27 protein-coding genes and 1 other annotated feature are annotated in these 24,190 nt (G+C 41.7%); of the genes, 11 read left to right on the forward strand and 16 right to left on the reverse strand.

Going from position 1 to position 24,190, the window contains the following annotated elements:
- Positions 1–5: 5 nt before the first annotated feature.
- The 3 genes from argJ to G476_RS0111145 all read right to left on the reverse strand — a co-directional run bounded on the left by argJ (position 6) and on the right by G476_RS0111145 (position 3,926).
- Entirely contained in the window at positions 6–1,235 is a 1,230-nt protein-coding gene (argJ, locus tag G476_RS0111135) for a bifunctional ornithine acetyltransferase/N-acetylglutamate synthase (protein ID WP_035186401.1), read from the reverse strand.
- Between the two features lie 30 nt (positions 1,236–1,265).
- A complete protein-coding gene (gene argC / locus G476_RS0111140; RefSeq protein ID WP_026690184.1) occupies positions 1,266–2,303 on the reverse strand; it encodes an N-acetyl-gamma-glutamyl-phosphate reductase in 1,038 nt (345 codons plus the stop codon).
- Between the two features lie 402 nt (positions 2,304–2,705).
- A complete protein-coding gene (locus G476_RS0111145) occupies positions 2,706–3,926 on the reverse strand; it encodes a putative glycoside hydrolase (RefSeq protein ID WP_026690185.1) in 1,221 nt (406 codons plus the stop codon).
- Between the two features lie 225 nt (positions 3,927–4,151).
- Here G476_RS0111145 and G476_RS0111150 point away from each other — a divergent pair, with 225 nt between their 5' ends.
- Both G476_RS0111150 and G476_RS21770 read left to right on the forward strand, forming a co-directional pair.
- The gene (locus G476_RS0111150; protein ID WP_026690186.1) at positions 4,152–5,912 is read left to right on the forward strand and encodes a UbiD family decarboxylase; all 1,761 of its coding nucleotides are present in this window, start codon (positions 4,152–4,154) and stop codon (positions 5,910–5,912) included.
- Positions 5,913–6,051: 139 nt separating this feature from the next.
- A complete protein-coding gene (locus tag G476_RS21770; protein WP_051314752.1) occupies positions 6,052–7,083 on the forward strand; it encodes a hypothetical protein in 1,032 nt (343 codons plus the stop codon).
- A gap of 139 nt (positions 7,084–7,222) precedes the next feature.
- On the opposite strand, the gene G476_RS23555 is transcribed toward G476_RS21770, so the two are convergent.
- From G476_RS23555 to G476_RS0111180, 5 genes are read right to left on the reverse strand one after another with little or no spacing between them, the layout of a single operon-like run.
- On the reverse strand, positions 7,223–7,423 hold the full coding sequence (locus G476_RS23555; protein WP_156906554.1) for a hypothetical protein: 201 nt from the start codon (positions 7,421–7,423) through the stop codon (positions 7,223–7,225).
- Positions 7,416–7,847: an NUDIX domain-containing protein gene (locus G476_RS0111165; protein ID WP_026690187.1), complete on the reverse strand. Its 432-nt coding sequence runs from the start codon at positions 7,845–7,847 to the stop codon at positions 7,416–7,418. The genes G476_RS23555 and G476_RS0111165 overlap by 8 nt, the downstream gene beginning before the upstream one ends.
- A gap of 19 nt (positions 7,848–7,866) precedes the next feature.
- The gene (locus G476_RS0111170) at positions 7,867–8,457 is read right to left on the reverse strand and encodes a DJ-1/PfpI family protein (RefSeq protein WP_026690188.1); all 591 of its coding nucleotides are present in this window, start codon (positions 8,455–8,457) and stop codon (positions 7,867–7,869) included.
- Positions 8,458–8,477: 20 nt separating this feature from the next.
- Complete coding sequence (locus G476_RS0111175; protein WP_026690189.1) at positions 8,478–9,014, reverse strand: hypothetical protein; 537 nt, start codon at positions 9,012–9,014, stop codon at positions 8,478–8,480.
- Positions 9,011–9,217: a hypothetical protein gene (locus G476_RS0111180; protein ID WP_026690190.1), complete on the reverse strand. Its 207-nt coding sequence runs from the start codon at positions 9,215–9,217 to the stop codon at positions 9,011–9,013. Before G476_RS0111180 ends, G476_RS0111175 begins: the two co-directional genes overlap by 4 nt.
- A gap of 235 nt (positions 9,218–9,452) precedes the next feature.
- On the opposite strand from G476_RS0111180, the gene G476_RS0111185 reads away from it, so the two are divergent.
- Both G476_RS0111185 and G476_RS0111190 read left to right on the forward strand, forming a co-directional pair.
- A complete protein-coding gene (locus tag G476_RS0111185) occupies positions 9,453–9,998 on the forward strand; it encodes an HD domain-containing protein (protein ID WP_026690191.1) in 546 nt (181 codons plus the stop codon).
- A 315-nt stretch (positions 9,999–10,313) separates the two neighbouring features.
- Positions 10,314–11,312, forward strand: a complete 999-nt coding sequence (locus G476_RS0111190; protein ID WP_026690192.1) for a sodium:calcium antiporter — start codon at positions 10,314–10,316, stop codon at positions 11,310–11,312.
- Between the two features lie 382 nt (positions 11,313–11,694).
- On the opposite strand, the gene G476_RS0111200 is transcribed toward G476_RS0111190, so the two are convergent.
- Positions 11,695–12,252 (reverse strand): TlpA family protein disulfide reductase, encoded by a 558-nt coding sequence (locus tag G476_RS0111200; RefSeq protein ID WP_026690193.1) that lies wholly within the window; start codon positions 12,250–12,252, stop codon positions 11,695–11,697.
- Positions 12,253–12,393: 141 nt separating this feature from the next.
- On the opposite strand from G476_RS0111200, the gene G476_RS0111205 reads away from it, so the two are divergent.
- A complete protein-coding gene (locus G476_RS0111205; RefSeq protein WP_026690194.1) occupies positions 12,394–12,741 on the forward strand; it encodes a hypothetical protein in 348 nt (115 codons plus the stop codon).
- A gap of 111 nt (positions 12,742–12,852) precedes the next feature.
- Here the strand turns inward: G476_RS0111205 and G476_RS0111210 are convergent, their stop codons facing one another.
- Positions 12,853–14,007, reverse strand: a complete 1,155-nt coding sequence (locus G476_RS0111210; RefSeq protein ID WP_026690195.1) for a dicarboxylate/amino acid:cation symporter — start codon at positions 14,005–14,007, stop codon at positions 12,853–12,855.
- 195 nt (positions 14,008–14,202) lie between these two features.
- Positions 14,203–14,457, forward strand: a binding site (T-box leader).
- A gap of 72 nt (positions 14,458–14,529) precedes the next feature.
- Here G476_RS0111210 and trpS point away from each other — a divergent pair.
- On the forward strand, positions 14,530–15,519 hold the full coding sequence (gene trpS / locus G476_RS0111215) for a tryptophan--tRNA ligase (protein ID WP_026690196.1): 990 nt from the start codon (positions 14,530–14,532) through the stop codon (positions 15,517–15,519).
- 250 nt (positions 15,520–15,769) lie between these two features.
- Here the strand turns inward: trpS and G476_RS0111220 are convergent, their stop codons facing one another.
- Both G476_RS0111220 and G476_RS0111225 read right to left on the reverse strand, forming a co-directional pair.
- Positions 15,770–16,522: a YjbA family protein gene (locus G476_RS0111220; RefSeq protein WP_026690197.1), complete on the reverse strand. Its 753-nt coding sequence runs from the start codon at positions 16,520–16,522 to the stop codon at positions 15,770–15,772.
- 78 nt (positions 16,523–16,600) lie between these two features.
- Positions 16,601–16,825, reverse strand: coding sequence for a YuzI family membrane protein (locus G476_RS0111225; protein WP_026690198.1), 225 nt, complete (start codon positions 16,823–16,825; stop codon positions 16,601–16,603).
- Between the two features lie 148 nt (positions 16,826–16,973).
- Between G476_RS0111225 and cypC the strand changes: the two genes are divergently transcribed.
- Positions 16,974–18,287 (forward strand): CYP152 family fatty-acid peroxygenase CypC, encoded by a 1,314-nt coding sequence (gene cypC, locus G476_RS0111230; protein ID WP_026690199.1) that lies wholly within the window; start codon positions 16,974–16,976, stop codon positions 18,285–18,287.
- 42 nt (positions 18,288–18,329) lie between these two features.
- Here the strand turns inward: cypC and G476_RS0111235 are convergent, their stop codons facing one another.
- Positions 18,330–18,743 carry a VOC family protein gene (locus tag G476_RS0111235; RefSeq protein ID WP_026690200.1) on the reverse strand — a complete coding sequence of 138 codons (414 nt, stop codon included), beginning with the start codon at positions 18,741–18,743 and terminating at the stop codon, positions 18,330–18,332.
- 113 nt (positions 18,744–18,856) lie between these two features.
- Between G476_RS0111235 and G476_RS0111240 the strand changes: the two genes are divergently transcribed.
- Positions 18,857–20,224, forward strand: a complete 1,368-nt coding sequence (locus tag G476_RS0111240) for an amino acid permease (protein WP_026690201.1) — start codon at positions 18,857–18,859, stop codon at positions 20,222–20,224.
- Here the strand turns inward: G476_RS0111240 and G476_RS0111245 are convergent.
- From G476_RS0111245 to G476_RS0111260, 3 genes are all read right to left on the reverse strand, one after another.
- The gene (locus G476_RS0111245) at positions 20,205–20,837 is read right to left on the reverse strand and encodes a LysE family transporter (RefSeq protein ID WP_026690202.1); all 633 of its coding nucleotides are present in this window, start codon (positions 20,835–20,837) and stop codon (positions 20,205–20,207) included. The two genes, G476_RS0111240 and G476_RS0111245, sit on opposite strands and share 20 nt — an antisense overlap.
- 131 nt (positions 20,838–20,968) lie before the next feature.
- The gene (locus G476_RS0111250; protein WP_026690203.1) at positions 20,969–21,259 is read right to left on the reverse strand and encodes a hypothetical protein; all 291 of its coding nucleotides are present in this window, start codon (positions 21,257–21,259) and stop codon (positions 20,969–20,971) included.
- 385 nt (positions 21,260–21,644) lie between these two features.
- Entirely contained in the window at positions 21,645–22,310 is a 666-nt protein-coding gene (locus G476_RS0111260; RefSeq protein WP_026690204.1) for a potassium channel family protein, read from the reverse strand.
- Between the two features lie 293 nt (positions 22,311–22,603).
- On the opposite strand from G476_RS0111260, the gene G476_RS0111265 reads away from it, so the two are divergent.
- From G476_RS0111265 to G476_RS23305, 3 genes are all read left to right on the forward strand, one after another.
- Complete coding sequence (locus tag G476_RS0111265; protein WP_026690205.1) at positions 22,604–23,380, forward strand: class I SAM-dependent methyltransferase; 777 nt, start codon at positions 22,604–22,606, stop codon at positions 23,378–23,380.
- Between the two features lie 5 nt (positions 23,381–23,385).
- The gene (locus G476_RS0111270) at positions 23,386–23,814 is read left to right on the forward strand and encodes a DUF1801 domain-containing protein (RefSeq protein WP_026690206.1); all 429 of its coding nucleotides are present in this window, start codon (positions 23,386–23,388) and stop codon (positions 23,812–23,814) included.
- Positions 23,815–24,087: 273 nt separating this feature from the next.
- Positions 24,088–24,174, forward strand: a complete 87-nt coding sequence (locus G476_RS23305; protein ID WP_084405712.1) for a YjcZ family sporulation protein — start codon at positions 24,088–24,090, stop codon at positions 24,172–24,174.
- Positions 24,175–24,190: the final 16 nt, after the last annotated feature.

The raw sequence follows: 24,190 nt of genomic DNA on the forward strand, positions 1-24,190 counted from the left end.
CCTCCTCACGTTCGATATGATGCATTAATCTTCACATAATCGTATGTGAGGTCACACCCCCACGCCTTCGCCTCACCAGACCCTTGACCGAGATCAACATGAATCTCAATGGTTTTCTCGTTTAAATACGCTTTGCCCTTTTCCTCATCAAATTCCAATGGAAGTCCTTGTTTGACAACAGGAATGGACCCTAAGCTAACGTTGACCTTTTCCGGAACGATCGGCTGCTCACTATACCCAATGGCACATACGATTCTTCCCCAGTTAGGGTCACTTCCAAAAACCGCTGTCTTTACGAGATTTGAAGAGATAATTGCTTTTCCTACCTTTTTTGCCGCCTCAGTATCGCTTGCGCCTGATACAGAAACTTCGATGAGCTTCGTTGCTCCTTCTCCATCTTTTGCAATCGCTTTTGCTAAGTACTCACACACAAGTTGTAAGCTTAAGCAAAATTCGTTCCACTGAGGGTGTGCTTCATTGATAAGATTGGTTTTCGCTTTTCCGTTAGCCATGACTAGAACCATATCGTTCGTACTTGAATCTCCATCAACAGTGATCATGTTGAACGTTTTATCGATGGTCATTTTCAAAGCCTTTTGCAGACTCGAATGATCCAAATCCGCATCTGTAGTTAAAAAAGCGAGCATGGTTGCCATATTTGGATGAATCATTCCTGACCCTTTTGCTGCTCCTCCAATCTGTACGACTTTCCCGTCAATGAGTAGTTCGACTGAGACCGATTTTTCACATGTGTCGGTTGTTAAAATGGCCTGTTGAAATCGCGGTGCTCCTTCATTTTCTTCTTCATGTAAGTGAGAAAGTCCATTAATGATTTTATCCAAAGGTAAGGGAACACCGATAACCCCAGTGGAAGCCACTGCCACATGATCCGGGTTCATGTTTGCCTTTTGTGCAAAAGAACGCCTCATCTCATATGCGTCTATCAGCCCTTGCTCTCCTGTACATGCATTTGCAACGCCCGAATTTACGAGGATACCTTGAATCTTGTGATCTGTGAAAATACTTTCTTTCGTTACTTTTAGAGGAGGTGCCTGAAATTGATTCGTTGTATAAACTGCTCCGGCAGTAGCTGGAACATCAGACATAAGCCAGCCTAAATCAAGCTTTTTCCTACGTATGCCACAGTGAACACCTCCAGCTTTAAACCCTTTTGGTGAAGTAACGCCACCTTGAGTATTGAGTTCACATATAGGTTTACTTGCAATTGTTTTCAAACGAGCACCACCTTTAACATTTTTTTATTATTAAGGATAAATTGGAACATGATGAAGCCCTGTTTGCTCCTCAAACCCAAACATGACGTTTGCATTTTGAATGGCCTGACCAGCTGCCCCTTTACCTAAATTGTCAATCGCCGATACGATTGTGAGCCTCCCCGTTCTGTGATCTGAGTAACATCCGATGTCACAGTAGTTACTACCATAGACATGTTTGGTAGACGGCAGCTCCCCTTCAGAACAGATTCTGACGAAAGGGTCATTTTCATAAAACGATTTATAATAGTTGATAACGTCCTCTGTAGTAACCTGTTCATGCAGTTGTGCACTTATCGTGCATAAAAGCCCTCTTGTCATAGGTACAAGGTGAGGAGTAAACGTGACGAGAACTTCTTCATCTGATCCTTTATTTAAAAGCTGTTCAATTTCTGGAATATGCTGATGTATGCCTGGCTTGTAAGCTTTTAAACTTTCATTAGTCTCAGAGAAATGCGTATTCATCGATAAGCCCCTCCCAGCACCGGATACACCGGACATTCCATCTATAACAATCCCTTTTCCTTTCACCCAATTCTTTTTAAACAAAGGAAGTAGTGCTAATAAGGTAGCAGTCGGATAACATCCTGGATTGGCGATGAGACTACTTTCTGCGATTTCCTTTCGGTTGATTTCGGTCAAACCGTATACGGCCTTTTGTTGAATAGCTGAGTCCGGAGGGGTCCCTTTATACCACTTTTCATATTGTTCACCATCGTTCAACCTGAAGTCCCCACTCAAATCAATGCACTTCAATCCTGCCTCAAGGCATTCGGGAATCAATTCCTTACTAACCCCGGCCGGTGTTGCAAAAAAGACTGCGTCTACCTCCTCTTTCAAAGTATGTATATTGTATTCATTCAAAACAGAGGTAGCGATGTTCTTCAGGTGTGGATATGCTTCTTGTATATGCGTCCCTGACCGGGAATTTGAAATCATCAATTTCAGCTTTAAGTGTGGGTGATTGTTCAATAACCGAAATAATTCAACAGCACCGTAGCCGGTACCTCCAATAACCGCAACATTCATTTCCGCTCATCACCTTTCGTTCGAATTAATTCATTATTATACTTACGGTTTTATTTTTATGCAACCGTTTTTTAGGAAATTGTTTAATGTAGATTTAATTATGCTAAGGTGAACTCGGTGGAGACATACACATTGAAGAGGGGTTAATATGCGTCTGTTCAGTCGGAGACAGGTTCTGTAGGGGTGAGATTCGCAACCTTGGAATTACTTTTGAGGAGGTTGTTCATCACTTTCGGAATTTATCAATCACTTCCTTCGGTTGTTCATCACTTTTGGCATTTATCAATCACTTTCCTTCCGTTTTCCATCACTTTTGCAACCTGCTCACCCCTCCCTACAGAACTTAAAACACAAAAAAAGGCAGATGCATGTTTTCTGCATCTGCCTATTATCACAGTTAGATTAATTCTCTTTTCCGATCAAGTAATCCACGCCTTCACTATAGCGGTTTCCAGCGTTCCATAGGAGGAACTCGTCCACACCGTTTTCGTATAGAGCTTTAATTTGCGCCTCAACTTCAGGTGCTCGGTAAGGAATGTAGTTTCCAGATCCTAAGTAGGAAGCGGTGAAGTCTTGTAGCCAAGGACGAGACACCGGTGGGTTTTCCAACTCGGCCAACTTCTCGTTTTCAATCTTAATGTATTCTGTGACAAGTTCATATGGGTATAGATCTGGCTTATCCAAGCCAAAATGTGCTGTCCAGTGACTTGGGTAGATCATGGAAGAGATAACGTCTACATTTTCAGAGATACGAGTGAAATTCTGACCAATTCCCGGTGCTTCCGGCAGTGTTGCCGTGTAGCCGAAAATGTCGACGGATACATCCACATCGTAAAGAGCAAGTCGTTCTCGCGCATAAGCAACAAAATCCGTGACCGCATCCACGCGACGTTGAACATTGTCTCCCTCACTATTCTTGTATTCACCTACGTCATAGTTCAATTCCTCGTCTCGTCTTTCAAATCCTTCAGGATAACGAACGTAGTCAAATTGAATTTCCTTAAATCCCATTTCGGCAGCTTTAATGGCAATATCGATGTTATAGTCCCAAACCTCTTTTAAGAATGGGTTCACAAATGCTTCTCCGCGATTGTTTTTCCACACTTCGCCACTGTCTGTTGTAAATGACCATTCAGGCTTTTCTTCTGCGAGGAGCGTATCTTTAAACACAACCACTCGTGCGATTGGATAAACTTCATGTTCTTCGAGACGGCTCATCATGGCTTCAGGGTCGCTAATAAAAGGCCGGGAAATGTCATAAAAAGGACTGTCTTCTTCAGGTTTGTACGTTAAAAATCCATCGTCGTCCTTAACGTCAATGACCATGGAATTAAGGTCGGTCGTATCCATCAGTTCAAGTAACGAATCCATTCGCGCTCCACCTGCAGAGTGAGCGGTTACAAAAACCCCTCTGACGGCATCCGGATATTCAAATGTGTAACCAGAATCGAATGAAAAGCGGGCCACACGATCGGGCCACTCTCTCGCTTCAAGTGCACTTACTTTTTCACCGTGAACATTCATCGATACTGTTTCTTCTTCTGCGATCACTTGTCCGCTTGCTACAAACAATGACACCCCTGCAACAAGTGCCGCTACCGTGCTTTTGCCCAATTTCCCCATTTTTTCACTACCTTTTCTCACAGATTATGTACGTACACTATTTCCTATATTTTATCCGATTACCTACATTATACAACGGAATGAGTCGAAACCCAATCACATTCCTATATGCAATTTGTCGGATTTTGGTTTGTTCAATGGTTTGTCATTCACCTTACACCCCTTTTTCCTTTATAATAGATAAAGATTGTCGTATATAAGACTATAATTGAGGTGGAACGATTTATGCATCGCAACCTAAGATCCTTTATGGATCAGTTAAAAAAAGAAAACGATCTCGTTGAAATTCAGGCGGAGGTCGATCCTTATCTAGAAATTCCTGAGATTCATCGGCGTGTGATCGATGAACAAGGACCTGCTCTTTTATTTACAAACGTAAAAGGAAGCAATACCCCTGTCGTTACAAATCTGTTCGGAACCGTTAATCGAGTAGATATGGCTTTTGGCACAAAGCCTGAAGCATTCGTAAAACAAGCTGTTGGTGCGTTGGACAAGCTTATGCCTCCAACACTTGGCTCGTTGTGGAATGAAAAAAACCTGTTTACCGATGTTCTTAAAATGGGAACTAAAGGGGTTAGTCAATCAAAAGCCCCTGTTATGGAGCACCATACGACAGATGTGAATATGAAAGAGCTGCCTGCCTTGACTGGATGGCACCATGACAGTAACCCGTTCGTTACTCTCCCCCTAGTTTATACGGAGCATCCTGACCATAACGAACATAATCTTGGTATGTACCGCATTGAGATTAAGGAAGCTAAGAAGACCGGTATGCATTGGCAAATTCATAAAGGTGGAGGCTTCCATCATAGTGTAGCCGAGCAAAAGAACCAGGCTTTGCCTGTCTCCCTCTTTGTAGGAGGACCACCGGCACTTATCGTTTCAGCCATCGCGCCACTACCTGAGGCTGTACCTGAACTTATGTTTTCTTCCTTACTCATGGGTGAAAAGTTGAATGTAGTCAACGTGGACAACCATCCGCATCCGATTATTGCTGAAGCGGAATTTGCTTTTGCTGGTGAAGTCCCTCCTCATGTAAGAGAGCCTGAAGGACCATTTGGTGACCATTATGGCTATTACTCCTTGGAACATGATTTCCCAGTTTTTAATGTGAAGCAAATGTGGAAACGAAAAGACGCTATTTATCCAGCAACAGTAGTAGGTAAGCCGAGACAAGAAGACTACTTTATCGGGGAATACTTACAGCGCCTCATGAGTCCGATCTTCCCTGTTGTTATGAACGGGGTTAAAGATCTATGGACTTACGGAGAAACTGGGTTCCATTCCTTGGCAGGCGCTGTTGTTCGTGAGAGCTATTATAAAGAAGGCCTGGCTCACGCTTTAAGAATCATGGGTGAAGGGCAACTCACACTAACCAAGTTTTTGATGGTTACAAATAAACCGGTAGACCTTTCAAATTTCTCGGAATTATTGGAAGGAGTATTGGAACGATTCCAACCGGAGCGAGATCTTCTCATTTTAAATGACACGTCTATGGATACCCTTGACTACACCGGACGCAAATTCAATGTGGGAAGTAAAGCTATAATGACAGGTCTCGGCGAACCGATTCGCGAACTTTCCCACACATACGAAGGAGGTACCATTCCTGGTGCCAAAGACGTGAAACCATACTGCGGAGGGTGCCTTGTTGTTAGCGGACCAACTTTTGAACAAGACCCGGAATTTGGAGAAGCATTAGTGAAGCACGCACAAAGTCAGCTAGGTGATTGGCAACTTGTATTCCTAGTAGATGACACGAATATCGTTGAGTCACAGCAGCAAATGCTCTGGACTACCTTCACTAGGTTTGATCCTTCGTACGATTTGTATGCAGACCGCGACATTGTAAGAAACAATATTCGTTATAAAGGACCTGTTGTCATTGACGCAAGAATGAAACCATTTTACCCTGACGAGGTCGAAACAAGAGAAGACATCGATCAACTCGTGACTGATCGTTGGAAGGAATACTTCCCTAAATAACCTTAAGCGCCGGCCCTCAATGAACCGGCGCTTTCTTTCTCTTGTAAGAAATAGACATTTTTTAACGAAATCCGTCATACATTTACTATAGTGACCATTCTTGTGTAAAGGAGTGACTTTCATAAAAGAGAAAATCAATTTGCTCACGCGAGAGTTGGACTCCCTCTTAAATAAGCTTTATGAACATAGTAAAACGTCACTACCGGCAAACGAAAGGTTGATTGTTAAAAATACAGCTCTATTTTTATTCGAAAAAACAAGAACCCTTTTATCCATAAAGGGGATACTTGCGGCGTTAATCGTGCTCGTTCCTGGCTCTATTCTATCCATGACTACAACGGTTTTCGAACCTGTTCGGCACCTCCCCCTAGGAACGTTGCTTGTCGTTGTTTTATCAATACTGCTCCCACTCTACCTCTTGACTCGAAAGATCGTCATGTTTGAAATGACGAAAATAGACAGTCCTTTTTTTCACATCAGCCTATTTGAAAAGCTCCGCCCCGTGGAATATCGAGCACTCATTCCGTTGGCTACGCAGAAGGATTTTATCAACTCTTTACGAGACGATCTCGTTGCCTTGATCGATACGCCCCACCGATATGATGCTCTTCTAGATGAAAAGAATAAAGCCATTCGAAAGCTCATTGTTCAGCTCGATTCAACAGAGGAAAAAGTGGTGTTAATTAAAGAAAAATATGACGTCCTTCTCCAATTTCTATTTCAACTTAAAAGAAAGCTGAACCTATTAGTAAACGACCGTTTCTCTCTGGACAGCATAAACTTCGGCACGAATTACTCTCTTTATAAAGTTACAAAGGACGGTCTTACATTCATTGATTCATACGGTGTAAACAAAGCAGAGCTGAGTGAAACGATTTGCTTCACTCAATCGGACCACCCATTGGTTCAAGCAATGTGCTACTCCTATCATACCCCTTTGATTACCGACCACCTTGTAAGCTGGAAACGAACTCTTCAAGATCATTCTGAATGGGTTTTATCCCTTCACCTGGATGAATCAAACCGGAACCGTTTTCTTCAGACCCATGTTGCAAAATTAAACCTGACCATCACACAAGAGCTTCTATGGATTTGTTGCGAGCTTGTCAATAAGTTTAAGAACAAAAGCACCACAATCACGAGCGACAAGCATTTCAGGCCCTCAGATTGAAGCTGCTCTATGGCTTCGTCTGATGGAATGAAATGACCTCGAGCACGTAGGTCCTGGAGCTGGACCCTGAAGAGCTTTTCCCATTTCCTGGACAAAAAAAGGATGATCAAAGGTTCGTAATCACCTTCCATCATCCTTTTTATTTATCCAGCGCCTCTTTTGCTTCTTCTTTTGCTTTTTCATTGTCCTTTTGAAGATCATTAATCATAGCATCCAGCAATTGTGATGACTCCGCTTCTCCCACAGCTATTCCCTCCAGTACGATAGTGGTTGTCCATTTCAGTGTATCCTGTTCTTTTTCACTATATACTAGACCGTTAAGAAGTGTGCTTTCACTCAATCACGTTTAAAATCCCTTCAGGTACAACGTTAAATGTTTTTGATTTCGCCTCATCGATCGTTATCCAGAGTAAGGTGAACACCTCACCATTACTTTCTACACCTTCAAAAGAGGCCTTCTCATAAAAGGATTTGTCAATAAACCGTGCATCAAAGACTTGAACAAGTTCATGTCCGATTGTGCCATTAAACGTAAATATATTCTCTATTGTGCCAACATACGTAATGTCCTCTATTAAAGCACCTATTTCTTCTTGAACCTCTCGTTCAATGGCAACACGACCTTCCTCTCCAAACTCAACTCCTCCACCAATGGGACGATAAAAAAACTCGTCTTTTTTGGGATCGTATCCTTTTGCCACCAATATGGAACCGTTATATGAAAAGAGACAAATGGCTTTTACTCTTATCAGTTTTTCTTTCATTCATTAACCGCCTTTCTCATCACAGGTTGATGTCATATTCCATTTCTTTGGCGGTCTTCCTTGCAATCTCTGCACCCAAAAGACGTTTAACCAAATGAAAGCTCATATCGATTCCAGCAGAAATACCGGCAGCCGTGATGACACTACCTTCGTCAACAAATTTCACTCCGGTTTTAACAGTCAAATTTGGGAATTGAAGCCCCATCCTTTCGGCACTTTCCCAATGGGTCGTCGCTGATTTACCATTTAAAAGACCTGCTTTAGCAAGTAAAAATGAGCCTGTACACACGCTTACAACAAGCTCGACTTTTTCACTTTGAGCTTTAATCCATTTAATCATTTGCTCGTTAGACTCAATATCTCGTGTGCCATAGCCTCCAGGAACAATCAAGATGTCAAGGGGCGGGGCATGTTTCATATCGAAATCGGACAAAACCCGAAGGCCGTTACGTGCCTGGATTTGCCCGCCCTTCTCAGAAATGGTATGTACACAAAAGGGCTGTTGACCATGGTCATCCACCGTTACAGAAAACACCTCGAATGGTCCTGCAAAATCAAGCACTTCCACTTCATCGAACAAAAAGATCCCTACGCTCCACTCTTTTGTCATCCCTTCCACTCCTTTTCTTGTTAGTCGATCACGAGACGGCCGGAATCCATAAATGTTTCAACCAAACCGTCAAGATGACTCTCCACTTCTTGCGTCCACTTAGACACATCATCTGCTTCAGAAATACTTCCAAAATGCTTTGACACATAAGCTTGGACGTAACTCTCCGTAGTATGGTAGCTCTCGTTCCACATGGAAAAATAAGTGACAGGAGTCATACCGAGCTTCTCTCCTTGTTCTTCATAAAAAGAACGCTCAACGATATTGCCATACATCTCTTGTTGGGTTTCACCAGGAAACGTAGACTTCATCCGCACCGTTATTTCTTCAGATGTAATTGTAATCCCATCTTCTTTGGCTTGAGTGACCGTCACTTCCTCTTTTAAGAAGGTTTGTTTGTTTTCTTCACTTATTTGGTACCGAATCATGACATCTTTGTAGGTAATTGCCTCACCGTCTAACTTAGCAAACATTTGGGAATAATCCATTTGCTGGTTGGTACAACCTATTAAGAGGATCATTAGTGCCATCACAGGTATAAGCTTGTATAACCTCATTCCTTTTTTTCCTTCTCTTTTACGGAAGCAAGAAAGAGAACAATCATAAGGGGTACAAACAAGTACCAATGCACAAAGGCATCCGCACCAGTTTCTCCCGTTTGCATATACTGATAAATACTATTCAACACCATTAAACCGACAAAGATGCCGATTACTACTTTAAAAGCCCACATAGGAATGGGTCTTAACAATTCTTTCATTCGCCATGCTCTCCTTTATTTCATCTCTCTCATTAGTTTAGCATAATCATATATGTACAAGCATGGACAAAGGGACAAGCGAACCTTTACGGCATGCATATACTAGAAGAAATAGATGTTGACATGGACCAGGATTTCTCCGTATAATCTATAACAATATACTTCTTTATGGAAGCAATAAAGGTTTCACATTTTGTGGACCGTGATAAATAAAAGATAAAGGAGGTTTTTGGTTATGACTCGAGTAACGTTACTTGATATTTTAAACCATGACATTACACAAAAATTCGTTAAACGATCCGGACTTGCCCATGCTGTCGCAACCGCCGAGTATGCTTTCAAATTGTCAAAAGTGCACGGTGTCAATCCCGATTTAGCCGTCAAGGCTGCATTCTTGCATGACATCGGTCATTATACGTGGTACCGTAACGGAAAATGGGATTATTCTTTGTATAAAGAAAATGACATTCATGCCATTAAAGGAGCCGAAAGAGCCCACAAGTTGCTTATTCGCCTCGGTGAGCATCCCGTAAATGCAAAAAAGATCGCCTTAGCAGTCCTTTTGCACACGGATTCTTATTTACCGGACGGTGAATTAACCCTTGATCCTCTTCAACATGTTGTCGCACTCGCAGATAAATGTGACGAAGAACCAGGTGGTAACCACCACTATAAAACAATATCCGATAACGATGCCGAAGTGCGCCTTAGCAAACTCGACAAGCAAGTGGAGAAGGCCCTTGAAGCAGATACGAATGCTCAATCAGCCTCAGTGTCCTGATTGGGCATTTCATTTTTGCAGACAAAAAATACCGTTGACGACCCTTGAGGTTCGTGATACATTTTGTTTAAGAGAACATTCCTTTGTAAAAAGGGGAGTAGCGACCGGGAAACCGGTTAGCGAGTCGTCACTTCAGTGCTTTTTAAGCACTCGGTTCGCTAAGCTTGCTGGCTTTCTATGAAACATTGAAAGTAGCCTGTACGCAAGACCTTTTTATGAAATGAACGTCTGATTTTTTTCAGGCTTGATTTCATAAGAAGGTCTGTTTTTATTTTATCGGGGCTTGTCCCCCGAAAATAAAAGGAGAATGTCCGCATGTTTCCATTCATCTTGTTTTTTTTAGCCGCAGCAATAACCGTCATCGCTGCCGTTCGCTTATCGACTTACGCTGATGTCATTAGTGAAAAGACATCCTTAGGAGGAATGATGGTTGGCACGCTCTTACTTGCCGGCGCTACATCCCTCCCGGAAGTTACGACGAGTGCAACAGCTGTATTTGTAGGAAGTCCTGATATTGCTGTTGGAAACGTACTCGGTAGTAACTTGTTCAACCTGATGATTCTCGCAAGCTTCGATATTATGTATCGCAAAAAAAGACTTCTTGGAAATATCCATGCCGGACATCAAATGAGTGGATTTGTAAGCCTTGGTTTGACCGCTCTTGTCATGATTATGATTTTGGCACCTACAGGAGTGACCATCCTCGGTGTCGGGCTCGAAATGTATTTGATGGTTCTGTTTTATGTGTATAGTCTACGCAAAATGAATGAACAGGAAAAAGCCGTACCTGAAATTGCTGCAGCAAATGAAGAAGGCGAAGCCGCTCTTCAAAGAACCACCAACCATATTCCGTTAAAAACCGCCAAAATTGGTTTTGTAATAAGTGCATTAGTCATCTTTGTTGCCGGGTCATTGTTAACCATTGCCGGTGATCAAATCGCAACCATTACCGGACTAGAAGCAAGCTTTGTTGGTAGCTTCTTTATTGCAGCAGCTACATCCTTACCTGAAGTCGTAACGGTTATGGTGGCCCTTCAATTAGCCAATTATAATTTAGCTGTCGGAAATATTCTCGGAAGTAACGTATTCAACATGATGATTCTCGTTGTATCGGACGTCCTGTTCCGCTCAGGAGCGATTTTAGGCTCTGTAAGTCCCGTTCTCGCTTTAACGGCGTTCTTTGCCATCGTTTTAAATTTGATTGTTCTAGGACACATCGTCTACTTGAGGCAAAAAAGCCCAAGCCGCTTCTACATTGTACCGTCAATTGTTTTATTGATCGTTTATTTTGTAGCTAGTATCATGATGTTCTAAGAAAAAACGCTCGAGCTTGATGAAGAGATTCTACCCGTAACTTGTTTTTGATGATAGAAATAACATACATTCAAGGCAAACAAAAAGCCCTTTTTTTAGAGGGCTTTTTGTTTTATCTCTTATATTTTTTTAAGATGGACTTTGCATGTAAAGTAACAAATACGAACCCCCAACATAACAACATGATTAGCAAGGAATCAAAAAGGAAGTTATAATCGAGTTCCCGTATCTGTCGCTCTATTTGACCGTCTGCATCGAAGTGAACAATCGTCCATCCATTATAATCGAGTATAAAGTATGAGATACCCAAACCAAGCGCTATGCCCCAGATAAGCGATTTTGTTCGTTTGGTCACTGACTACTCTCCCAAGTTGACGATAATTTATTGACTAAAAAAAGCGTCTGCTTCCATCAAATCTGGAGTAAGCATCCCCAACACTCGTTTATGAACCTGTTTGTTTTCATCCACAAGGTAAACGGTAGGCATTCCTACGATTTCAAATTCTTGTTTGATTGTCCCATCTCCATCAACAAAAACCGGAAGTGACTCCCATCCACTAAAGTACTCGCTCAAATTTGCATCTGGATCTAGGTCCTTTAAATGCACACCGACAATTTGAATGTCAGTTAACCCCCCTGCTTCTTTCATTTCTTTAAGATTCGTCCAATGTTCCGAGCATACTTCACACCACGTTGTAAAGAAAATCACAATCGTTTTTTGTTCACCTAAAATATCATAAAGCTCCTGCTCTTCTCCATATTTGTCAGGCAAACGAAAATTAACAATCTTATTCCCTTCATGAACCCCTTCATCCGCTGCTACCATCGCTCGTTGTGATAGTGCCCACTCATGCTGAGATTCACTAGCCCAGAATGCCCCCCCTGCTAAAAGTAAACACGTAAGTACAAGAGGCCACTGCCGAAAACGTTTAATACCCACAACCGGTTCCCTCCTTCAAAAGACTTGTCTCCTTCATGGTATGTCCAACTTCAGTTGATCATGAATAATTCCTAAATCGTAAAAATGTCGAATGGTTAACTTATTGAAGATGGGGAAAACCAATAATAAGGAGGGATAAGAATGTCAAAAAATCATAATCACGAGGTTCACGAAAATCACCCACACAAACATAGCATTGCGTGTGGCCATACAAAGATCCGCCACGATGACCACATTGATTACGTTCATAACGGTCATTTGCATCACGAACATAATGGACATTGGGACGAGTGCACGATTCCTGTAAGTGAAACCAATCCTGATGAATGTATCAAAATTAGTTGTGGTTGCAACCATGAAGAGGACTGCGGACACGAAATGGTTCCCCATGGTGACCATATGGATTACTTAGTTGACGGAAGGCTTCACCATGTGCATGGAGACCACTGCGATGATCACGGACCTGTGGAATTAGTAAATGTAAAATAGCGTACAAAAAAGCCCAGCACAAAGCCGGGCTTTTTTCATTACATTGTGCGGGGACAATCCCCCTCCACTGTTCAGTGAAAAAGAGCCGCCCGGATTGGGCGACTCCTCTTTTTATTGTTCTACACTGCTTTTTTTGCTGAATTTGTTTACGATCATGTTAATAGCACCATCACCTGTTACATTCGTAGCTGTACCGAAACTATCTTGTGCCATGTAAAGCGCAATCATTAAACCAATTGCAGCTTCAGAAAAGCCAAGCTGTGTGGTTAGAACACCTAGTGCTGCCATAATCGCTCCACCAGGTACACCAGGTGCTGCGATCATGATCACACCAAGCATCAAGATGACCGGAACCATTTGTACAAAGGATGGTACTGAGTAGTCACCTAATACGCTCATCACAGCTACAGCTGTCGTTACGATTGTGATGACACTTCCACTTAAATGAATAGTCGCACATAACGGAACACCAAAATTCGCTACGTCTTCTCGAACATTATTTTTCTTTGCCTGAGCCAGTGTTACCGGAATTGTTGCTGCACTACTCATTGTCCCGAGACCTGTAAAGTAAGCCGGTAGCATCGTTTTTAACGCCTTAAATGGATTCTGACCAGTAAGGGCACCAGCTACACTAAATTGAATAACCAACCATAACCAGTGAGTCGTAATAGCAACAAGAAGAACTACGCCAAATACGCTAAGGGTATTAAAGACTTCCCCTTCTGCTGCAATCTCTACGAAAATACTTGCGATATATATTGGTAAGAACGGAATAATGATCTTTCGAATCACAAGATCAATAATATCCTTACCTTCATCAAACACTTTCATTAACATCTGACTGTTTGTCTTCGCGATCCCGATACCAAAAAGGAATGCTGCGACAAGTGCTGTTACTACACCCATTAACGGTTCAATTTCAAATGCTAAAAAAGGTTGAAGCCCTTCACCTTCTGCTACAGGTGCTTGTTCAGTCGATAGCATTGGAACGATAGCAACAGCAATAAAGAATGCGAAAATACCGGCTAGGAATGTAGAGAGATAAGCCGTCCCTACTGTCGTACCCACCATTTTTCCTGACTCTCCACCGAGTTTTGAAACCCCGGCTGCAATAAAGAATAAAATAATAAATGGAATAACAAAATTAATAAATTGCCCGAATAGTTCTTTTATGGTTACAAAGAGTTGTGTAACCACGTCGATATTCATGAGTCCGATCAAAATACCCGCAACAATACCGATTACGAGTTTGAGTATAAGCTTCATCTCCTGCTCCCCCTGTCCTGTCTCTGTTGTTAAGGCCTGTCCACCTCTCATGGACAAGTGTCTTTCCTGATTACATGCCTTATATCTTGCACCCTTTTTGGGTAAAATGCAAGTACTAATAAGAAAGTTTTAAATTTCTGTCAATTCAGCCTGTTGCTTATTAACTATAGTTTCGCTATAATAACGACAATACATACGATTGCGATGAGAAAGAAGAGTACGCTTTTCCATGCATTACCAGAGAGTCTGCGGTTGGTGCAAGCAGACAATGCACAAAGCGGAATGGACTTTCGAGCATTCAAACCGAACAGCTTTGCGATGAGCTCAGTAGGCTTTGACGTTACTCATACGTTACCATGAGACCCCTTAGCGTCACGTACGGCCGAGGGTATTGAGTGATTTTTCTATTGAAAAATAACCAGGGTGGCAACGCGGTCCATCGTCCCTGTAAACAGGGATGATGGGCTTTTTTTGTATGCTCTCGCAACCGTAAATCACCACATTCTGAAAGGAAGATGCAAAATGAAAACCATTTTTTCAGGCATCCAGCCAAGCGGCACACTCACAATCGGGAATTATTTAGGAGCGATGAAGCACTTCGTCGATCTCCAAGATGAAAACCACTGTTACTTCTGTATCGTAAACCAACACGCCATCACGGTCCCACAAGACAAAGCTGCGCTAAAAAAGCAAACACGATCTCTTGCAGCCCTCTATTTAGCGGTTGGGATTGATCCAGAAAAATCTACGTTATTTATCCAATCTGAAGTACCTGGACACGCCCAGCTAGCTTGGATGCTTCAATGTGTGAGCTACATCGGTGAGCTCGAGCGCATGACCCAATTTAAAGATAAATCCGCCGGTAAAGAAGGCGTCTCGGCCGGACTTTTAACCTATCCACCATTGATGGCTGCAGATATTCTTCTATATAACACGGATATTGTACCTGTTGGAGAAGACCAAAAGCAGCATTTAGAGCTCACTCGTAATTTGGCAGAACGCTTCAATAACAAATTCAACGATATTTTCACGGTTCCAGAAGTACGCATTCCAAAAGTTGGCGCGCGCATTATGTCTTTAACTGAGCCAACGAAAAAGATGAGCAAGTCTGCTGAAAATCAAAAAAGCTTTATTTCCATGCTTGATGACGAGAAGACCATCACGAAGAAAATCAAGAGTGCCGTTACTGACTCTGAAGGAGTTGTTCGTTACGATAAAGAAAACAAGCCAGGGGTCTCAAACTTGTTATCCATCTATTCTTTGTTCTCCGAAATGACAATTGAAGAGATTGAAACGAAATATGAAGGAAAAGGTTACGGAGATTTCAAAGGAGACTTAGCTGAAGTTGTCGTTGCTGCATTAAAGCCCATTCAGGAACGCTACAACGAATTAATTGAAAGTGATGAGTTGGATCGTATCTTGGATGATGGTGCTGAGAAAGCGAATCGTCATGCTCGAAAGACTCTTGCAAAAGCGGAACGAGCGATGGGGCTAGAGAGAAAACGTAGGTAAGAGGTATCGTAGGACCGCACAGCATGGGTGCGGTTCTTTTTTCTACGTTTATCGACCCTTGTTTGTGATTTATCGAGCCTTAAGTTGGATTTATCAACCATTAATAGGAATTTATCGTCCACTACTTCATTTTTATCGACCCTTAAGGAGAATATATCGACCAATCGGCAAGATCCGACACTATCCACGCACAAAAAAACAACCGGCCAAGAGAAACACACACTCTCCTGCCGGCTGTAACACGTCTCTTCTATTTCACACTCTCACCTTGTTGCAAGTCCCAAAGCTTCTCAAAGAACGGCTGTCCTTTTATCATCGCCTGGCAATAGTCATCGTGCTTCTTTGACCAACCCTCTTTAATGTCTTCAAACAACCCTTCCCAACACTCATCAAAGCTGCAATTTTGAATAAAAGCATATTTTTCCGGAGCCCACTCTGTGTACCAATAACGAAGCTCTGCAAGCGTTGCTTCTGCATAAAGCTGGTCGAGTGCCATGAACAAAATTTGCTTTACTTGGCGCTCACGACGGATGAGACCGTGCATAAACGACGGATCAGGAGAAAGGATGTGATACTCTTTTTCCGGCTCACCATTGTAATAGCCCATGAAGTACTGACGCATCGGCTCGTCCTTTACCAGTTCCAGCACTTGTCCCTCTTGCCTTGGAACCATTCGACTCTTACGAACAGGCGTGTGGTACCCCATCGTATCGACAACGAGGCAACGATCACCATCTGTTGCAACAAAACAATAATCCAATTCCAGGCGCTGACTGTTTTTTCTAACGTAACTCTGCTGGTGAACATCTGCCAGAAGCTCTTCTGGCAATTCTTGAAGTGAATTCTCTATGTAGTCAAAAAGATCCTCACTCAGCTTAATGATGACCGCTTGATCAAGAAGCTCAATTCGGTCTTCTTTTCTCCATTCAAAAAACTCGCACACATTATAACCGTTCTCTTCACCTTCAAACCAGTTTACCCATACATCCCTAAGGTGCAACATAGCTTTAGAACCCCCTTGCGCAGTCGCTTTTTTGTTATTCATAAGTATGGGCAGACCCTATCCAGTTTATTCCACACTCTACACTTTTTTCTCTTCATCCTCTTTTTTCTCCGGGTAGTAAAGAGAGAGCCAAACCATCAAGACACCAAAAATAAACAAGTACGATTCCGGGCGAAAAGCCATAAACAAGAGATATTTCGCAACTGTAAAACCTACTGTGAACAAGTTCAAGTACGCAACGAATGCAATACCGCCGAGCACTGAAAAACCAAATCCTACGAGTAGAACGACGATCCGAAACATGTTACGCACCTCCTATTCTTCATCCTATGTGGAAATTAATGAAGCATGTCCTAATGTTTTTTCTTTTTATCCAAAGGGAATACAAACCTATATGAACGGCACACGACTATACATACATTCCATAAACACAAACAAAGGAGATGAACAAATGAACGTTAAAACTCCAATCCCGAAAGCAAAAGGCTTTGATAACACACTTAAACTACTCAAAGAAGGATTTTATTTTTTGCCGAAAAGACGACAAGAACTAGGTTCTGATATGTTTGAAACAAGGCTTTTAGGAAAAAAAGTGGTCTGCATGGGTGGTGAAGAAGCTGCGAAAGTGTTTTATGACAACAACCTCTTTAAACGCGAAGGCGCTGCACCGGCACCTCTAAAGAAATCGCTTCTTGGTGAAGGAGGCGCTCATGGCATGGACGGAGAATCCCATAAGCAACGTAAACGAATGTTCCTATCCATGATGACTCCAGATCGTCTTGAAGACTTTCGACGCATTTGTATTCAAACATTAGATGAAAAAGTCTCAGAGTGGGAAAAGATGGACAAAGTCGTATTCTTTGATGAGATGGAAGAAGTGCTTACACGTGCCGGTTGTGAATGGGCCGGGGTACCATTGAAGGAACAAGAAGTGAAGCAACGTACGAAAGAGCTTGGAGCTATGGTCGATTCATTTGGAGGATCAATTTCTCGTTTTCAAGCAGGGAAAAAGGCTCGTGAAAGTCAGGAGAAGTGGTTGGAAGACATTATTAAATCTATACGTAAAGGGAAATTGGAAGTAGCCTCATACACCCCCGCATATATTATTGCTAACCACCGTGAAATGAATGGGAAGCTTCTAGATGTTAACACCGCCGCAGTAGAGTTAAACAATGTGATTCGCCCTCTCATTGCAACATCATATTATTTAACATTCGGTGCTGTTGCCTTGTTTGAGCATCCGCAAGTCGTTCAAAAAGTAAAAGAAGATAAAGATAACTATAGCCATATGTTCGCACAAGAAGTAAGACGTTTCTATCCATTTGCACCTGCTATGGCTGCAAAAGTGAAGAAAGACTTCACGTGGCACGAGTATCGATTCAAAAAAAATATGCTGGTTGTTCTTGATATATTCGGTACAAACCGTCACCCTAATTCTTGGGATCAACCAGATGAATTTCGTCCGGAACGCTTTAAAAACTGGAAAGAAAGCCCCTTTTCCCTTATCCCTCAAGGGGGTGGCGACCATTACATCGGTCACCGCTGTGCCGGAGAGTGGATGACCGTTCTCGTCATGCGAGCTTTCTTTAACTATATTAGTCATTATGTTTCTTACACCGTACCTAAACAAGACCTTTCTTATAGCTTGACAAGGATGCCGACTGTGCCAAAAAGCGGCTTTGTTATAACAGAAGTAAAGAAAACCAAATCCTCTACAAAAGAGTTAGAACGTACAACAAAAACCGAAACCGTTATGAAATCTTAAAAAAATGAGGCCACATGAATCAAATCCGTGTGGCCTCGTTTTTTATTTTGATTTCGAAAAGTTCAAATCCCAAATCACATCAAAAGGATCTTTCACTTTTGCATACTTGGCATCCCAAAACGTATCTTGAAGCTCCATTAATACAGAGCCTTCTTCACTGAGCTTGTCATACAACGATTGAATTTCCACTTCGCTGTTCAATTCAAAAACGAGTGCCATGTGATTGCCCTTTACAACTGGTTGATCGGGAAACGTGTCTGACACCATGAACACAAGATTGCCTTTTTTAAACCGAGCATGAAGTATTCGATTTTCTGCATCCGGAGGTGTAGGAAAATCCGCTTCCCCGAATGTTTGCTTTTCCACAACTTCCCCCTCGAACACCTGAGTATAATAGGCAAGTGCCTCTTCCCCTTGTCCATCAAACGTAAAATATGGCGTAGCTTGATGCTTCATATAAAACCCTCCCGTTATTATTTTTTTACACTTTACAACTATACGAGAAACCTTTACATAAACCCTCCTCTTTTTCCTAAAAATAAACGAGTCGGAATAAGTGGAGGTTCAACATGGGTTCAAATGCTGAAAAAAATGCGGAAAAGAAGATTAATTGGTTACAGCTTGCCCTGCTTGGTGTGGCAGCTACGATTGGAACAGGTTTTTTCCTAGGATCGAGCATTGCCATTCAACTAGCCGGGCCTTCAGCGATTTTTGCCTATATTATCGCAGCGATTGGTACCTACTTTGTTTACGAAGCTTTAGCAAAAATGACGATTGCCGATCCGCAAACGGGATCATTCCGGACCTATGCTAGTAAAGCTTTCGGTCACTGGGCTGGTTTTACAAGTGGTTGGGTTTATTGGGGTTCAGAGATTCTCATTATGGGAAGTCAACTAACAGCATTGGGGATCTTTACTCAGTTTTGGCTGCCTGGTGTTCCCCTTTGGATTTTTGCAGCGGTGTACGCTGCATTGGGGATTCTCGTCATTCTTCTCGGGTCAGCAAGCTTTGATCGTGTGGAAAATGTTCTTGCTGTGATGAAGGTAGCAGCCATTTTAATGTTTATTATTCTTGCCATTATAGCCCTATTAGGGTTTATTGGGGTAAAGCCACCTGAAAAACTTACTGTCCCCCATACATATGGAGGAATCTTTCCCAATGGAGCTAAAGGATTACTACCAGCACTTATCTATGGATTTTACGGATTTGGTGGGATTGAAATCGTCGGACTCCTGACCGTCCGATTAAAGAAAATGACCGATGCCACACTTACTGGAAAAGTCATGCTTTCTACTCTCACCATTATTTATGTCACGTCAATCGGCCTAGCTATCTTGATGGTACCTTGGGATACGATATCAACTGAAGAAAGTCCTTTTGTCTCTGCACTCACTAGATACCGGATTCCTTTTGTAGTTAATATCTTTAACGGCGTTTTCATCATTGCTGGTTTTTCTACAATGGTTGCTTCCATGTTTGCCGTAGTAAGAATCTCTACCGTTCTCGCTCAAGATAACGACGCACCTGCTTTTTTGGGCAAAAAAATTCACGATAAAGTCGCCCTTCCAGCCATTACGTTTATGGCATTTTGGGTTATCGTGAGTGTGGTATTGTCACTATTAATGCCAGGTAAAGTGTATGAGTACTTTACAACAGCCGCAGGCATTATGCTTTTATACAATTGGTTGTTTATACTCGCATCCTATGGTCGCCTAGAGGAGCTAACCGGCTTTCAACAGTTTAAGCGCTTTAGCGGAATTATTTTAGTCGGTCTCGTCATTTTCGGTACATTGTTTCATACGACGAGTCGCCCGGGCTTTTTTATCAGTATTGTTTTTGTTGCGATTGTAGCGATTATTACGTTTTTTATGCGTAACCATTGGAATAAGCCAAAGACACCGGAAGCACCTAGCCTATTTACGAAAATAAAACGTTGAATGCTTGAATGGCGAAGTAGATCCCAAATCCAATTAAACTTGTGCCTGATAATATGGAGACAAAAAACAAAAAACGATCTGTCATCATTCGTTTTAAACTACTCGATAAAAAGGCCATTGTAAGGTCCCAGCAGACAATTCCTAAGAATATTGCCCCTGTATAAAGAATGACCTGTTCGATTCCATAGTCACTTACGGTTTTCGCAAGAACCGAGCCGAAAATGCCAAGCCAAAACAAGATGGTAAGAGGATTAAACAACGACATCATAAAACCTGAAAAGAAAGACTTAATATGCGTTTGTTTTTTTCGATAGTCGTCATGAATCATGGTGATTTCTCTCGCGCCAAGTAGGCTTTCAATACCTGTATAAACAAGAACAAAGAATCCGAACAACCACAAAAACACTTGAATAAAAGGGATATCCATCAGATGTACGAATCCGAGAAACACAAGGAGCATGTAAAAACCGTCGGCGACAGTAGCCCCAAGGCCGACTAGCCAAGAGTGAAGAAATCCATTTTTTATTCCCCTATCTAATTGTGCCGCGTTAACTGGACCGATTGGGGCTGCAAGTGATAAACCGAGTAACATATACGTAACAAAAACCGCCATGAACTGCCCTCCCCTAAAAGAAGCGTTGCTTGTACATCTTATTAGGACAAGGCGGTTGTTAGCACATGAAGTTTTATTTGCTCTGTACTTTCGTTTCAAAAAGAAAAAAGCCGGACACCTTGTCCCGCTTTTTACGTTCCTTTCTTCTTTCCTTCGAACTCTACATCCAGCTTTTTTCCTCCGGCTACGAGGTATGAATAGACATCCATTTCAGGATCAATTTTGAGAAGCCCTTGAACGTATGGTTTTATAAGATCTTTAAAATCTTCCGTAACTCCTTCATTTTCTAAGACACCAAACAGGTACATTTTTTTTTCTTTCATTAAAAAAGTCAAGTACCCGACGGGTTCGTTGTTTTGTGTAACGATATTCAATACTTGTGAATCTTCTTTAAAAAATTCCGGCGAAAAATAGATTTGCAAGGCAAGCCCTCCCTCACCCTACATTATTTCCCATCTGAAAACAGTTCATGTATGAATGAGTTAACTTAATCCCCGAATAAGGCGGAACAGGAGACGGGGGATAAAGAGAACCACTTCCATAATGAGATCAAACATCAAATGGTCTCGCATCGTTCTCTCATTATTTTTCTTTTTCAAACAAACCCTCTCCTTAGCGGTTATAGTTAAGTTCAACCCTTTGATTTCAACGATCCATCTTTACATTCTACTCAAAATGGCGGATATTCAAAAGATTTCAGTTAAGCATGTTTGTCTACTTCACAGTCTATTTACGCTTGAATGTACCTATCGGTTTCAAAAAAGCTGGGATGTGGTTTAACCAACCACATCCCAGCTTCTTTCATCTTTATAACCCTTCATCCTCAAATCGGTCAAGGTCGTTTTTATGACCCATAACAATTAAAATGTCTCCTTCATAAACTTTATCATCCGGTAGAGGGGCAATGTTCATATCGTCGCCTCTTTTAATCGCCAAGATCGTCACGCCGTATTTCGCTCGGACATTTAAGTCGATCAAGGTTTGATTGCTTACTTTTTTCGACGCTAACAACTCCACAATGCTGTAATCATCGGACAAATCAATAAAGTCGATTATTTTTTCAGAACTCATGTTGTGAGCAATCCGTTTCCCCATATCAAACTCCGGGTGAACGACGAGATCTGCACCAATCTTATCGAGTACTTTTTGGTGATAACTGTTTTGTGCTTTCACCCATACTTTCTCAATACCCATCTCTTTTAACACAAGCGTAGTCAAAATGCTTGCTTGAATGTTATCACCAATGGCCACAACAACATGATCAAAGTTGCCGATGCCAATACTTCTCAACGCTTGCTCATCCGTACTATCCAACTGCACCGCATGGGTAGCATATTTAGCATATTCATTGATCTTCTCTTCTTCTTTATCAACCGCAAGGACTTCGTGCCCCATCTCATAAAGCTCTTTACAGACACTTCCGCCAAAACGACCAAGGCCAATAACTGCGAACTGCTTTTTCTTTTTTGACATACCTTCCACTCCTTTTGTTAAACAAGAAACAAACCCGTAATGAAATCACTTTTTTCTTAAGGATTCTTGTTCTTTCTATATATACCCTTTTGCTTCATCCACTACTTCATAAAATTTTTTGTTCTGATCAGCTTTCCTACTTAAACCTCATTCATTATGTAAGTGTCAGCCAAAGTTAAGACCGTTTTGAGTATTCTGTTTGAATGTACCCTTGAGCAGAAAAGAAGTCAATTATCCTTCTAAATGTCTGAATAATCGATCAACTGGTGGTAAAATAATGAAGGGAGGGATCCATGATGAATAAAGATACTAAACGTAAAGTCATTGATCAGTTCGGAAAAAATGCGCAAAAATACGTTACCAGTGAAACCCATGCAAAAGGTAAGGATTTGCCGATCATAGTTGAATGGTTAAACCCTAAGAAATCGGATGTCGTGCTCGACATTGCTACAGGAGGTGGCCATGTGGCCAACGTCCTTTCTCCTTACGTAAAGGAAGTCTATGCAACGGATTTGACAAAAAATATGCTTGCCAATACAAGAAACCACCTGAGTAAGAGTTGTGACAACATTTCTTATGTGATTGCCGATGCCGAGTCACTCCCTTTTTTGGACAATTCATTTGATACGGTTACGTGTCGGATTGCTCCTCACCACTTCCCAAATCCAGAAGCCTTTATAAAGGAATCAGCTCGGGTGCTTAAGCCCGGCGGTTCGTTTTTAATGATCGATAACGTCTCACCAGACGAACAAGAGCTTGCCATGTTTATGAATAAAATGGAATATTTAAGAGATCCAAGTCACCATCGTTGCCTTTCTGTAAATGAATGGCGTGCCCTATTTTCCCGGAATAACCTTACCGAGAAGCAGTCACATCTTCGTAAAAAGATCTATACGTTTCCTTCTTGGGTTGAGCGTACTTCGGAATCGGACCCTCAAACCCATTCCGTTTACAAGCACATTATGAATGGTCAAAAAAAGATGCAAGATTACTTCAACGTCACATATGAAAACAATACATTAAAAACGGTGTCTATCGATGAATGGATGACATTATGTCGTAAGGAGTGAAGACAATGGCTTATAAACTTAAAACTAAACAAACAGATCGTAGTGTGGTCGAATTCATTGAATCAGTAGAGAATTCAAAAAAACGTGAAGACGCATATAAACTACTCGATGTTTTTACCCAATCAACTGGCTATGAAGCTAAGATGTGGGGTACTAGTATGATCGGATTTGGGAGATATCATTATAAATACCCTTCCGGTCACGAAGGAGATATGTTCTTAGTCGGCTTTGCCCCACGCAAATCAAAGATAAGCTTGTATTTTGCTACGGGAGACGAGAAAAGAGAAGAATTGTTAAAAAACTTCGGTAAACACACAACGGGGAAGGCATGTGTGTATATCAACAAGCTAGAAGATATTGATCAAGAGATTCTTAAGTCACTCATTTCTCAATCCGTCCACTTTCTGCAGACTAAATATCCTGATAAAAACTAAAGTGTACGCTACTTTTATGGCATACTACGACCATTCAAGGAGTTCATATTCATAAGATTGAAGCTATTAAGGCTTTGAGTTATCATAGCAATCTACAAGAGATATGATTGATTAAAACAAAAAAAAGAAGACTGCCAATGGGCGGTCTTCTTTTTCTTGGCTACTTTATTTAATAAATAGACAAACGTTTGTTTTACTCGCTACATCGCCATATACCTAAGCATGTCTCCTTTTTTTACATAGTTTATTACTATACGAAAGGAGGCGTTCTACATGAGCCACAAAAATAACAACGTATTTGGTTTGCTTGTTGTGTTGTTCGTATTATTAGTTATTGTTGGTTGCGCTTGCTACTACTAAGTAATAACATCGGCCG

Origin of the sequence: Alteribacter aurantiacus DSM 18675 (assembly GCF_000429705.1) — a bacterium.
GTDB lineage: Bacteria > Bacillota > Bacilli > Bacillales > Salisediminibacteriaceae > Alteribacter > Alteribacter aurantiacus.

Excerpts from the sequence above, each read along its gene's own strand:
- cypC (WP_026690199.1), top strand. The coding sequence starts at position 16,974 with ATGAACGTTAAAACTCCAATCCCGAAAGCAAAAGGCTTTGATAACACA.
- G476_RS0111165 (WP_026690187.1), bottom strand. The coding sequence starts at position 7,847 with ATGAAAGAAAAACTGATAAGAGTAAAAGCCATTTGTCTCTTTTCATAT.
- G476_RS0111220 (WP_026690197.1), bottom strand. The coding sequence starts at position 16,522 with ATGTTGCACCTTAGGGATGTATGGGTAAACTGGTTTGAAGGTGAAGAG.
- G476_RS0111175 (WP_026690189.1), bottom strand. The coding sequence starts at position 9,014 with ATGAGGTTATACAAGCTTATACCTGTGATGGCACTAATGATCCTCTTA.
- G476_RS23305 (WP_084405712.1), top strand. The coding sequence starts at position 24,088 with ATGAGCCACAAAAATAACAACGTATTTGGTTTGCTTGTTGTGTTGTTC.
- G476_RS0111235 (WP_026690200.1), bottom strand. The coding sequence starts at position 18,743 with ATGAAGCATCAAGCTACGCCATATTTTACGTTTGATGGACAAGGGGAA.
- G476_RS0111245 (WP_026690202.1), bottom strand. The coding sequence starts at position 20,837 with ATGGCGGTTTTTGTTACGTATATGTTACTCGGTTTATCACTTGCAGCC.
- G476_RS0111150 (WP_026690186.1), top strand. The coding sequence starts at position 4,152 with ATGCATCGCAACCTAAGATCCTTTATGGATCAGTTAAAAAAAGAAAAC.
- G476_RS0111145 (WP_026690185.1), bottom strand. The coding sequence starts at position 3,926 with ATGGGGAAATTGGGCAAAAGCACGGTAGCGGCACTTGTTGCAGGGGTG.
- G476_RS0111210 (WP_026690195.1), bottom strand. The coding sequence starts at position 14,007 with ATGAAGCTTATACTCAAACTCGTAATCGGTATTGTTGCGGGTATTTTG.
- G476_RS0111260 (WP_026690204.1), bottom strand. The coding sequence starts at position 22,310 with ATGTCAAAAAAGAAAAAGCAGTTCGCAGTTATTGGCCTTGGTCGTTTT.
- G476_RS0111185 (WP_026690191.1), top strand. The coding sequence starts at position 9,453 with ATGACTCGAGTAACGTTACTTGATATTTTAAACCATGACATTACACAA.
- G476_RS0111225 (WP_026690198.1), bottom strand. The coding sequence starts at position 16,825 with ATGTTTCGGATCGTCGTTCTACTCGTAGGATTTGGTTTTTCAGTGCTC.
- G476_RS0111170 (WP_026690188.1), bottom strand. The coding sequence starts at position 8,457 with ATGACAAAAGAGTGGAGCGTAGGGATCTTTTTGTTCGATGAAGTGGAA.
- G476_RS0111190 (WP_026690192.1), top strand. The coding sequence starts at position 10,314 with ATGTTTCCATTCATCTTGTTTTTTTTAGCCGCAGCAATAACCGTCATC.
- argC (WP_026690184.1), bottom strand. The coding sequence starts at position 2,303 with ATGAATGTTGCGGTTATTGGAGGTACCGGCTACGGTGCTGTTGAATTA.
- G476_RS0111180 (WP_026690190.1), bottom strand. The coding sequence starts at position 9,217 with ATGAAAGAATTGTTAAGACCCATTCCTATGTGGGCTTTTAAAGTAGTA.
- G476_RS0111265 (WP_026690205.1), top strand. The coding sequence starts at position 22,604 with ATGATGAATAAAGATACTAAACGTAAAGTCATTGATCAGTTCGGAAAA.
- G476_RS0111205 (WP_026690194.1), top strand. The coding sequence starts at position 12,394 with ATGTCAAAAAATCATAATCACGAGGTTCACGAAAATCACCCACACAAA.
- trpS (WP_026690196.1), top strand. The coding sequence starts at position 14,530 with ATGAAAACCATTTTTTCAGGCATCCAGCCAAGCGGCACACTCACAATC.
- G476_RS0111240 (WP_026690201.1), top strand. The coding sequence starts at position 18,857 with ATGGGTTCAAATGCTGAAAAAAATGCGGAAAAGAAGATTAATTGGTTA.
- G476_RS0111270 (WP_026690206.1), top strand. The coding sequence starts at position 23,386 with ATGGCTTATAAACTTAAAACTAAACAAACAGATCGTAGTGTGGTCGAA.